Here is an 11,160-nt window from a genome sequence, read left to right as displayed (position 1 = left end):
GGTGAGTGAAGAGCGCTCGGAAAAGGAAAACGGAATTAGTGGCTGGCTTGCTCTTTGAGCAAGGCGTCGTGCTGACGCAGACCCTGTTTTTTGGCGTAGAACATCAGGATGATGAGCGACACCACGAAGGTGGCAGTGAGGTTGGAACCCTGGGCGCCCATCAGGGCCACCAGACAGAAGAGGCAGGCAACGCCGGAGAAGATCATGGTGCCTATGCTGCGGGAGGTCATGCCCTCGAAGCGAATGAGGTTAATGCTGGAGTAGAAGTAGGGCAGCATGGTCAGCAGCACCGCATCCGTGGTCAGCACGTTGAAGAGATCGGCAGCGTGAGCGGACTGGGAGGTGAAGGCGGTCAGGCCAATCATCAGGGCAGTCATCTTGAGGGAGCCCAAGATCAGACCCTTCTTGGCGACGCCATTCTTGTCCAGTTCGCCATAGATTTTCGGGAAGTTGCCGTCGTTGGCGGCACGCTTGCCCGCCTCACCCACCAGCATCATCCAGGAGCCCAGCGAGGTGAAGCAGGCCAGCGCGGTGAAGGCAGAGACGAACGGTGCAGACCAGCTACCGAAGATGGCGGAAGAGGCCATGGCAAACGGGGCGCCGGAGGCAGCCACTTCACCGGCCGGGAACATGCCGCTGATCACCTGGGTAGAGAGGATGTAGATAACACCCGCGATACCGGTACCCAGCATGGTGGCGAGCGGTACGGTGCGCTTGGGGTTCTTCACCATGCCGGAGGAGACGGCGGCAGACTCGACACCCACGAAGGACCAGAGGCAGATAAGCACGGCGCTGATGACTGCATGCAGATCGCTGCCGCTGGTGGTGTTCCAGTTCTGGCTGTAAACGCTGGTATCAAAATGCCCCCAACCCATCACGGCAGTACCGACTACCGGCAGCAGGATCAGCACCAGACCCAGGGTACAGAGTCGGCTCACCCAGCTACCGCCAAGCAGGTTGACGAAAGTGAAGATCCAGACGGCAGCGATGGTGGCTGCAGCGGCCGGGATCGGGCTGTTGAGAATGGGGAAGAAAACAGAGAGGTAGGAGACGCCGGTAATGGCGATGGCCAGGTTACCGATCCAGTTGGCGTGGTAGTAGAGCACACCGGTCTGGAAACCGAACACCGGAGAGATCTCGCCAGCATAAGCAATGGGGCCACCCTCTTGCGGGTTCTTGGTCGCAAGGCGGGCGAAGACGAAGGCGAGGCCCATGGCGCCTACCAGACAGATTGCCCAGCTAAAGACAGAGATGGAGCCGATGGTGGCCAGTGCCGAAGGCAGCAGCGCGATGCCGCTCCCCATCATGTTACCGGCCACCACACCTGTACAGGCGATGAGGCCAATCTTCTTGCTCGTATCTAGGGACATAAGATCTCCGGTTCTATAAAAGGTCGGGTCGTCACATACACATTTGGCGGAACGCCCCGCCAACGAATGGGCACAGACTAGGCCTCTCCTCCCCGGAAAACATAAAGACCCGCTAAGGGATAAAAACATGAGTGAACTTTTTTCGCCTCGTGGCATTAATCAATAAAAACCCATTTAAAACATAGAGTTGAATGTCACCCAACAAGCCACCTTGATAAATTCTTGATATCCAAGCCCCCGCTTGAGAGGTCCACAAAGCCTCATTCGATACACCTTGATATTTTTCATGATGCCCTTGCGGCCACGAGATGCCCCATTCAGCCCCTTTTGCCCTGATCCCACGGCCAGGCCGCCGCTTGAAACCTCGCCATCCTCCCAGACTCGCCACGCGGTCAAGGGATCAGCGGACGCCCCGGCAATGGCCACCATTGACCGGTGTAATCCGAAGGGAGGGCGAGCATCTGGACGACACAGCCGCGAGCGGTATGCAGAAGGAAGCTGGCCTGGGTCGGCCATCTGCGCAGGGGTGACGGCATGGCAGTGAAGGAGTCAAACCGGGTAGATAAGGATGCCATGGCCCGGAGCCAGTGGCGGGGATAGGAATAGAGACAGGAATAAAGAGAGCGGCTGGCAGCCAGGTCACCCACGACTGGTCATTGCCGGGCTGCGGCACACCAGGCGGCACATAAGCAACAGGCTGCCCCAAGGTAGCCTGTCTGGCTGAGCGCAACCTCTGCGGTCAGCGAAGCAGCATGTTGCCACGCCTCAGAACAGCTTCACCTTGCTTTGGCCCAGCGCATTGAACAGGGCGGGAGTCAGGGTTTCCATGTTGCTGTAGAAACCGAGTCGCTGGCAGAGCAGATAGGTCTGCTCGGTCGCCTCCATCAGGAAGGCCTGACTGTAGGCATCCCCTGCCGCCTCGGGGCGCCCATCCAGCTCCGCCAGCTTGCCGAGCAGTATGTGATAGAGCACGGAGCGGCCCCGGCTGGCGGCCAGCGCCAGCAGGCGATTCGCCTGCTGCTGCTGGCCGTCCAGTATGGCCTGCAGGGTCAACGCCTCCCACACCCGTGCCGGCAGCAGGCCGCCGTCCTGCACCAGACTGGCCAGATGGGTGCCAATCCCCTGCAACCGCTCACTCTCGGACTGACCGGCCAGGGTTGCCAGCGCCTCCCCCGCCAGATAGCGTTCGGCCAGCAGCAGCGGCTGATCCGGCTGGGTGGCGAGGGACTTGTCGAGCAGGTCGATACCGCGCTTGAGCGCCACCGTATCCTGGCTGTTGGTGTAGTAGTGCGCCTCCATCATGGCCATCAGGGCGGCATCGTCGGTAGGCCAGCCCATACCGGGCAAGGCGTCCGGCTGATCGAGGGCGCGCAGCAGATCCTGGCTGCTCGCCTGCAGTACCGCATGGACGTTGTGACGACTGAGCTGATACTGGTGGCTGAACAGCACCCGGTTGGTATTGATGTTGCGGTATTCCAGATCCAGATAGGTGCCACCGGGCTGACGGGAGACCCGCACGCTCAGCTCCTTGCCGGGCAGTATGCCGCCCATCAGGGTATTGGCACCGTATTGCACTCGCAGCGGCGTGGCGGCCGCCACCTCCCCCATCAGGGCGCGGGTGATGCCATCGGCCAGGCGCACATTCTCGTTGTCCCCCTCCATGCCGGAGTGAAAGCGAAACACCAGCAGGTCAGGATCCAGCATGGAGTGCACCTGGGGACTGGTGTGCTGGTAACTGAGCAGGCTGACGATGGCGACCAGGATGACGGCCACGAAGATGTCGAAACTGATCATCTTCCAGCGGCTGCGGCCGTCCTGGGCCCGGGTCGAGATGGCGCGGGTCAGGGGGCCGGCCGGGAAGGGGGCCACCCCACTGATCGCTTCGTCATCCTCGTCATCGGCAGGCGGGCTCAGGTCGGAGAGGGTCGAGTTGGTCGTCGGGGATGACTGGGCATCCGCCATCACCACAGAGACCACCTGCAAAGGTTGCAATGGCCGTACCGGCGCCACCAGCTTGTAGCCACGCTTGGGCACTGTGATGATGTAGTCGGTCGCATCAAAGCGACCATCTTTGAGGATCTTGCGCAGCTCGAAGATGGACTGGGTAACCACCTGATCGGTGACCTCGGCCCCGTCCCATACCTCGTTGATCAGGGCGTCGCGAGCAAACACTGTGCCGGCATTGCTCGCCAGAAACCGCAACAAATTGACCAGCCGGGGCTCGAGGTAGACCTCGCGATCGGGACGACACAGCATGTTGTCGTCAACGCTCAGGGTCCAGTCATGGATCTCAAAAACCGATTCGCTCATGATTCACTCGCTGCAGATGAAGACGATGCACGATGAGAGTGACGCAAGACCAGAGGCAGGTGGAACCGGGTGGGGAACTGAAAAACAGTGTCGCCGAAACAGTGAACATGCCTGAGGGTCAATCCTGTTTACGTCTGAAGGGCATCCTTGCGGGTATTCCAATCGGGCCGATCGGAAGCGGTCACTTTAAGCAAAACGGGAGCGGGATCCCACTTTTTTTGGCCACTAACCGCCGCTCAGTTGATCCGACACGGGGGTTTTCGGCAAACATCGTGCCAACTGGTATCCATATGAAGAGTGTTTATCCCGGGTCCAAAAAAGAAGGCCCCCGCACTGCGGGGGCCTTCTGGCATCATGTCGGGATGAAGCTGGCGCTTAGCAGTAGCCGTAGCCCATCAGCCGCTGGTAGCGCTGCTCCAGCAGCTGATCGGTCTCGAGCGGACGCAAGGCATTCAGATCCTGCTGGATGCGATCCTTCAGGCGCTTGGCCATCAGCTCCACATTGCGGTGGGCACCGCCGAGGGGCTCCTCGACTATGCTGTCGATGAGTTTCAGCTCCTTCAGGCGCTGGGCCGTGATGCCCATGGCATCGGCGGCGACCGGTGCCTTGTCGGCGCTCTTCCACAGGATGGAGGCACAGCCTTCCGGCGAGATGACGGAGTAGGTGGAGTACTGCAGCATGTTGACGCGATCACCCACGCCGATAGCCAGGGCGCCGCCCGAGCCGCCTTCACCGATCACGGTGCAGACAACCGGCACGGTCAGGCCGGCCATCACTTTCAGGTTGCGGGCTATGGCTTCAGACTGGCCACGCTCCTCGGCACCCACGCCGGGGTAAGCGCCCGGGGTGTCGATGAAGGTGATGATCGGCATCTTGAAGCGCTCGGCCATCTCCATCAGGCGCAGGGCCTTGCGGTATCCTTCCGGACGCGGCATGCCAAAGTTGCGCTTGATCTTCTCCTTGGTCTCGCGACCTTTCTGCTGACCAATCACCATCACGGGTTCGCCGTCGAGACGGGCGATGCCGCCGACGATGGCCTTGTCATCCGCATAGGCGCGATCGCCAGCCAGCTCGTCGAAGTCGGTGAAGATGTGCTCGATATAATCGAGGGTGTAAGGACGCTGAGGATGACGCGCCATCTGGGATACCTGCCAGGCCCCCAGATCGCCGAAGATCTTCTTGGTCAGCTCTTCGTTTTTCTTCTCCAGCCGGCGAATGTCTTCATTGAGATCGACAGCACTGTTGTGCTCACTCACATGACGGAGTTCATCAATCTGCGCCTGCAACTCGGCAATCGGCTGTTCAAAATCCAGAAAAAGACTCATAGGGCCTATAGATCCTCTAATCAAAAACCAATTCAACCCGCTCTCGTCCAAGCAGGACTCGCAAGTCATCTATCAGTTGATCGGTGGGCGTCACCCGCCACTCGGTACCGAGCGTCAATCGCACCCGGGAGCCGGGGCGACGATAGTTTACCTGAACCGGACAGACTCCGGCACGGGCGGGTTCCAAAATCTCGCACAAACGCGGGAAAAAGCGATCATCAATCCGCTGTTCATCGAGGGAGATGCGGATTGCCCTGGCAAAACGCTCCCTCGCATCGTTGATATCCAGTAATTCACGGGCCGACATTTTAAGGCCACCGGAGAAGTCATCAAAGCTGACCTGTCCAGAAACCACCAAAATACGGTCTTTTTGCATCAATTCTTCATATTTTTCCAGCGCCTCGCTGAACAGGGTCACATCGAGACGGCCGGATCTGTCGTCCAGGGTGAAGATCCCCATCTTGTTGCCGCGCTTGGTCACCATGCTGCGGGCGGCGATCACCAGCCCCGCCGCCGTGGTCACGGTATCGCGGGAGGTGGGATGCAGATCGCACAGGCGACCGGACGTGTAGCGACGCAATTCGCCGCTGTACTGGTTGATGGGGTGACCGGTGAGATAGAGCCCGAGCGTTTCACGCTCCCCTTCCAGCCACACCTTGTCAGGCCAGTGCGGCACGTTGGCGAACGCCTTCTTGACATCGTCAATCTCCTGGGTCAAGACCCCGAACATGTCGACCTGACCCACGGCCTGCGCCTTGGCATGCTGCTCGGCGGCGCGCATCGCCTCTTCCAGGGTCGCCATCAGGGCGGCGCGGTGCGGGCCGAGCCTGTCCATGGCGCCGGAGAGGATGAGCTTTTCCATCACCCGCTTGTTGATCTTCTTGATGTCGACCCGGTTGCAGAAGTCGAACAGATCGCGGAAGGGACCGTCCTGATCCCGGGCGCTGAGGATGGCGTCGATGGGGCCTTCCCCCACCCCCTTCACGGCCCCGATACCGTAGACGATGTGACCGTCTTCGTTGACCGAGAAGCGGTAACGACCGGTATTCACGTCCGGCGGTATCACGGTGAGCCCCATCCGCTGACATTCGTCCACCAGGGTCACTATCTTGTCGGTGTTGTCCATGTCGGCGGTCATGACCGCCGCCATGAACTCGGCCGGGAAGTGGGTCTTGAGCCAGAGCGTCTGGTAGGAGACCAGCGCATAGGCGGCTGAGTGGGATTTGTTGAAGCCGTAGCCCGCAAACTTCTCCACCAGATCGAAGATCTTCACCGCCAGTTCGCCGTCAACGCCGTTCTTGACCGCCCCTTCCTCAAACCCGGATCGCTGCTTGGCCATCTCTGCCGGGTTTTTCTTGCCCATGGCCCGACGCAGCATGTCCGCCCCACCCAGGGTGTAACCCGCCAGCACCTGGGCTATCTGCATCACCTGCTCCTGATAGAGGATGATGCCGTAGGTGGGCTCAAGGATTGGCTTGAGGCTCTCGTGCTGCCACTTCTCGTCCGGGTAGGAGATGGCCTCCTTGCCGTGCTTGCGCTCGATGAAGTTGTCCACCATGCCCGACTGGAGCGGGCCCGGCCGAAACAGCGCCACCAGGGCGATCATGTCTTCGAAACAGTCGGGCTGCAGCCGTTTGATGAGGTCCTTCATGCCGCGGGATTCGAGCTGGAATACCGCAGTAGTCTCGAACCGCTGCAGCAGATCGAACGACTTCTTGTCGTGGATCGGGATGGCGGCGATGTCGACCGGCGGCTTGCCCTCTTTGGCCAGGCGCGGGTTTATCATGCCGAGCGCCCAGTCGATGATGGTCAGGGTACGCAGCCCCAGGAAGTCGAACTTCACCAGCCCGGCGTATTCCACGTCGTTCTTGTCGAACTGGGTGACAGGGTGATTGCCGGAGTCGTCGCAATAGAGCGGCGCAAAGTCGGTGATCTTGGTAGGCGCTATTACTACGCCACCGGCGTGTTTGCCGGCGTTGCGCACCACCCCTTCCAGCCGGCGCGCCATGTCGATGAGGTCCTTGACCTCCTCGTCCTGCTCGTAGAGCTCGGGCAGCTTGGGCTCGGCCTCGAACGCCTTGGCCAGGGTCATGCCCGGATCCGGCGGGATCAGCTTGGAGATACGATCGACAAAACCATAGGCGTGGCCCAGCACCCTTCCTACGTCCCGCACCACCGCCTTGGCCGCCATGCTGCCGAAGGTGATGATCTGCGACACCGCATCCCGACCATACATGTCGGAGACGTGCTCGATCACCTCGTCCCGTCTGTCCATGCAGAAGTCGACGTCGAAGTCGGGCATGGAGACCCGCTCGGGGTTGAGGAAGCGTTCGAACAGCAGGTCAAATTCCAGCGGATCGAGGTCAGTGATTTTGAGCGCATAAGCCACCAGGGAGCCAGCACCCGAGCCCCGGCCCGGCCCGACGGGAATGCCGTTGTCCTTGGACCACTGGATAAACTCCATCACGATAAGGAAGTAACCCGGGAAGCCCATCTGGTTGATGACTTTCAGCTCTATGTCGAGGCGCTCGTCGTACTCACCGCGCTTGGCGACGCGAACCTCGGGATCAGGGAACAGAAAGGCGAGACGGTCCTCCAGTCCTTCCTTGGACTTCATTACCAGGAAGTCTTCGGTGGTCATGTCGCCGGTCGGGAAGTTCGGCAGGAAATATTCGCCCAGACGCACAGTCACGTTGCAGCGCTTGGCGATCTCCACCGTGTTCTCCAGCGCCTCCGGGATGTCGGCGAACAGCTCGGCCATCTCCTCCTGGCTGCGCAGGTACTGCTGCGGGCTGTAACGGCGCGGGCGACGCTTGTCCATCAGGGTGTAGCCATCGTGGATGGCGACCCGGATCTCGTGGGCATCGAAGTCCTCGGCGTTGAGGAACACCACCTCGTTGGTCGCCACCACCGGCAGCTCAAACTCGGTGGCGATGGCCACCGCCATGTGCAGGTAGACCTCTTCGTCGGGTCGACCGGTGCGCAGCAGCTCCAGATAGTAGGCGTCGGGGAAGTGGGTCCGGTAAAAGGCGAGGCACGACTCCGTCATCTGCCGGTTGCCCTTGAGCAGGAACTTGCCGACATCCCCCTCGCGCGCGCCAGAGAGCACTATCACGCCCTTGGCGTGATCGGCGAGCCAGGCCCGGTCGATGACCGGACGCCCCTGCACGTGGCCGCGCTGATAGCCACGGGAGATGAGCAGGGTGATGTTCTGGTAGCCGTCGTTATCCATGGCCAGCAGAGTGAGGCGGAACTGCTCGTCGCCGAGCTCCTCGCTCTGTACCCAGAAGTCGGCGCCGACGATGGGCTTGATGCCCTTGCCGTGAGCGGCGCCATAGAAGCGCACCAGGCCGCACATGTTCATCTGGTCGGTCAGCGCCAGCGCCGGCATGCTGTTGGCCGCTGCCGCCCCGACTATGGGGGCAATCTTCTGCAGGCCATCGACCATGGAGAAGTCGGAGTGGACCCGCAAGTGGATAAAACGGGGTTCAGCCATCGTCATAGCCTCTCGTTGCACAGAGTGGCGTGCATGTCGTGATGCCGGCAGCTCTGCATGGTTTACTCGATCCCCAGTGCACGGCGCACCGGTTTGAAACTCTGCCGATACTCGGGCAAGGGGCCGCGCTCGGCCAGGATGGCAAGGTGCTCAGGGGTCGGATAGCCCTTGTGACGGGCGAAACCGTACTCGGGATGACGGCTGTCCAGCTCGGTCATCTCCGCATCGCGAGTCACCTTGGCCAGAATCGAGGCTGCGCTGATGGCGGCCACCAGGCTGTCGCCCTTGACCACGGCGCGCGCTTCCATCGGCAATGCCGGGCAGCGGTTGCCGTCGATAAAAACCAGATCTGGCGTCACCGTCAGTCCCGCCACGGCGCGCTGCATCGCCAGCATGGTGGCGTGCAGTATGTTGAGCTCGTCTATCTCTTCGGGAGTGGCGCGGCCTATGGCCCAGGCCAGTGCCTTGGCCTTGATCTCGTCAAACAGCGCCAGCCGTTTCTTCTCGGAGAGCTTCTTGGAATCGGCGAGCCCGGTGATCGGGTTGGCCGGATCCAGGATCACGGCGGCCGTGACCACGTCACCCACCAGGGGACCACGTCCCACCTCGTCCACACCGGCAACCAGCCTGTCTTCGGGAATATCGATCATCATCTTGCAGCCTTGAATCAAAACAGGCCCCGCAGGGCCTGACATGGGGTCGATTAGCGCAGCTTAATCGGCCGCCCGGAATATTATCTGCCGAGCAGGTCGGCCACCGCATCCGCGGCCTGCACATCGGCGTTGCAGCGAATGCTCTGGTGCAGCCGGGTGAAGGTGGCGATGAGCTCGCGGTTGTCGTGTTCCAGCAGCTTGCTGACCTCTTCCACCAGATTGTCCGGGGTGCACTCGTGCTGCAGCAACTCTGGCACCAGCATCTGGTCTGCCAGCAAGTTGGGCAGGGACACATAAGCGGTCTTCACCAGCCGCTGGGCCAGCCAATAGCTGAAGGGCTTGAGCTTGTAACCCACCACCATCGGCTTTTTCACCAGCATGGCTTCCAGCGCAGCGGTACCGGAGGCGAGCAGCACGGCATCGGCGGCGATCATCGCCTCGCGGCCCTGCCCCTCCAGCAATACCATGTCGAGATCCGGCGCCAGCTCGGCCTTGATGGCCATGAATTGCTCGCGCCGTTTGTCGTTGACCAGCGGCACTATGAAACCGAGATCCGGGTAACGCACCGTCAGCCGCTTGCAGGCCTCGAGAAATACCGGTGACATGAAGCCCACCTCGGCGGTGCGACTGCCCGGCAGCACCGCCAGCCAGCGGCGGCCCGGGTCAATGCCGAGCGCCTGGCGCACTCCGGCCTGGTCCGGTTCGAGCGGGATCGCATCGGCCATGGTGTGACCCACGAACCGGCAAGGGGCATCGAAACGGTCGTAGAAGGCTTTCTCGAACGGCAGGAAGGCGAGCACCATGTCGGTGGCGGCCTTGATCTTGTGAATGCGGTTCTGACGCCAGGCCCAGACAGAGGGGCTGACATAGTGAACCGTCTTGATACCGGCGCGGCGCAGCTTCAGCTCCACCCCGATATTGAAATCTGGTGCATCCACGCCGACGAAGATGTCAGGCGGATTGGCAATGAAATGGCGCAGCAGTTCGCGGCGAACCTTGAGGATGCGCGGCAGGCGGCCCAGCACCTCAGTAATCCCCATTACGGAGAGCTCTTCCATCTCGAACAGGGCTTTGACGCCAAGAGCCTGCATGCGCGGCCCGGCGATCCCTTCAAACTGCGCATCCGGATAACGGCGCTGTAGCTCGCGCACCAGCCCGGCGGCCAGAATGTCGCCGGAGGTCTCTCCGGCGACGATACCGATGCGAACGGGATCAGGCACGGATGATCCCGCGCTCGTTGTCCTTGAGGAAATCCACGTAGAGCTGAACGGCCGGTTCGCTGGCCGCCATCTCCATCAGCACGGGCAACACCTCTTCGATGGTCTTGCCGGAGCGGAAGATCTCCTTGTAGGCACGCTTGACGGCCGAGATGGCCTCAGGGCTGTAGCCGCGACGACGCAGGCCTTCGGAGTTTACCCCGAACGGCTTGGCGTAGTTACCGGCCGCCATCACGTAGGGCGGCACGTCCTTGTTCAGGGCGGCGCAGCCACCGACGAAGGCGTGGGAGCCGACCCGACCAAACTGGTGGATCGCGGAGAGGCCGCCAAAGATCACGAAATCACCGATCACCACGTGGCCCGCCAGGGTCGCGTTGTTGGCGAAGATGCAGTTGTCACCGATGATGCAGTCATGAGCCACGTGCACGTTGACCATGAACAGGTTGCCGCTGCCCACCCTGGTCAGGGATTGATCCTGGATGGTGCCGCGGTGCACTGTGCAGTTCTCGCGAAAGACGTTGTTGTCGCCAATCTCGAGGAAGGTGCGCTCGCCGGCGTACTTCTTGTCCTGGCAATCCTCACCGATGGAGGTGTGCTGGAAGATCTTGTTGCCGCGACCTATCTTGGTCGGGCCCTTGATCACCACATGGGAGCCTATCCAGGTGTTTTCGCCGATTTCAACCTCGGCGCCGATGACAGAAAAGGGGCCGATTTCAGCCCCTTTACCGATCACGGCAGACTCATGGACGATGGCGGTATCGTGAATGATGGCAGTCTGGTCGATCACG

At 61.2% G+C, this 11,160-nt stretch carries 7 protein-coding genes; all 7 read right to left on the bottom strand.

Translation table 11 applies throughout. The annotated features are described in order from the left end of the window. Window positions 1–35: 35 nt before the first annotated feature. The 7 genes from cadB to lpxA all read right to left on the bottom strand — a co-directional run bounded on the left by cadB (window position 36) and on the right by lpxA (window position 11,159). Window positions 36–1,370 (bottom strand): cadaverine/lysine antiporter, encoded by a 1,335-nt coding sequence (gene cadB, locus BN1128_RS06915; protein WP_042867206.1) that lies wholly within the window; start codon window positions 1,368–1,370, stop codon window positions 36–38. 765 nt (window positions 1,371–2,135) lie between these two features. Beyond that, window positions 2,136–3,680 carry a lysine decarboxylation/transport transcriptional activator CadC gene (cadC, locus tag BN1128_RS06905; RefSeq protein ID WP_042867204.1) on the bottom strand — a complete coding sequence of 515 codons (1,545 nt, stop codon included), beginning with the start codon at window positions 3,678–3,680 and terminating at the stop codon, window positions 2,136–2,138. Window positions 3,681–4,055: 375 nt separating this feature from the next. Continuing rightward, window positions 4,056–5,006 (bottom strand): acetyl-CoA carboxylase carboxyl transferase subunit alpha, encoded by a 951-nt coding sequence (accA, locus tag BN1128_RS06900; protein ID WP_042867203.1) that lies wholly within the window; start codon window positions 5,004–5,006, stop codon window positions 4,056–4,058. 16 nt (window positions 5,007–5,022) lie between these two features. Further along, window positions 5,023–8,502 carry a DNA polymerase III subunit alpha gene (dnaE, locus tag BN1128_RS06895; RefSeq protein ID WP_042867331.1) on the bottom strand — a complete coding sequence of 1,160 codons (3,480 nt, stop codon included), beginning with the start codon at window positions 8,500–8,502 and terminating at the stop codon, window positions 5,023–5,025. 62 nt (window positions 8,503–8,564) lie between these two features. Further along, complete coding sequence (gene rnhB, locus BN1128_RS06890) at window positions 8,565–9,155, bottom strand: ribonuclease HII (RefSeq protein WP_156140140.1); 591 nt, start codon at window positions 9,153–9,155, stop codon at window positions 8,565–8,567. 80 nt (window positions 9,156–9,235) lie between these two features. Beyond that, a complete protein-coding gene (gene lpxB, locus BN1128_RS06885) occupies window positions 9,236–10,375 on the bottom strand; it encodes a lipid-A-disaccharide synthase (RefSeq protein WP_042867202.1) in 1,140 nt (379 codons plus the stop codon). Continuing rightward, window positions 10,368–11,159 (bottom strand): acyl-ACP--UDP-N-acetylglucosamine O-acyltransferase, encoded by a 792-nt coding sequence (gene lpxA, locus BN1128_RS06880; RefSeq protein WP_082030375.1) that lies wholly within the window; start codon window positions 11,157–11,159, stop codon window positions 10,368–10,370. The genes lpxB and lpxA overlap by 8 nt, the downstream gene beginning before the upstream one ends. Window position 11,160 lies beyond the last annotated feature (1 nt).

Origin of the sequence: Aeromonas piscicola (genome assembly GCF_000820005.1) — a bacterium.
In the GTDB taxonomy this organism is placed as follows: Bacteria; Pseudomonadota; Gammaproteobacteria; order Enterobacterales; family Aeromonadaceae; genus Aeromonas; species Aeromonas piscicola.
The sequence above is the reverse complement of the archived record's forward strand: the minus strand, read 5'-3'. Positions and strand labels throughout refer to the sequence as shown.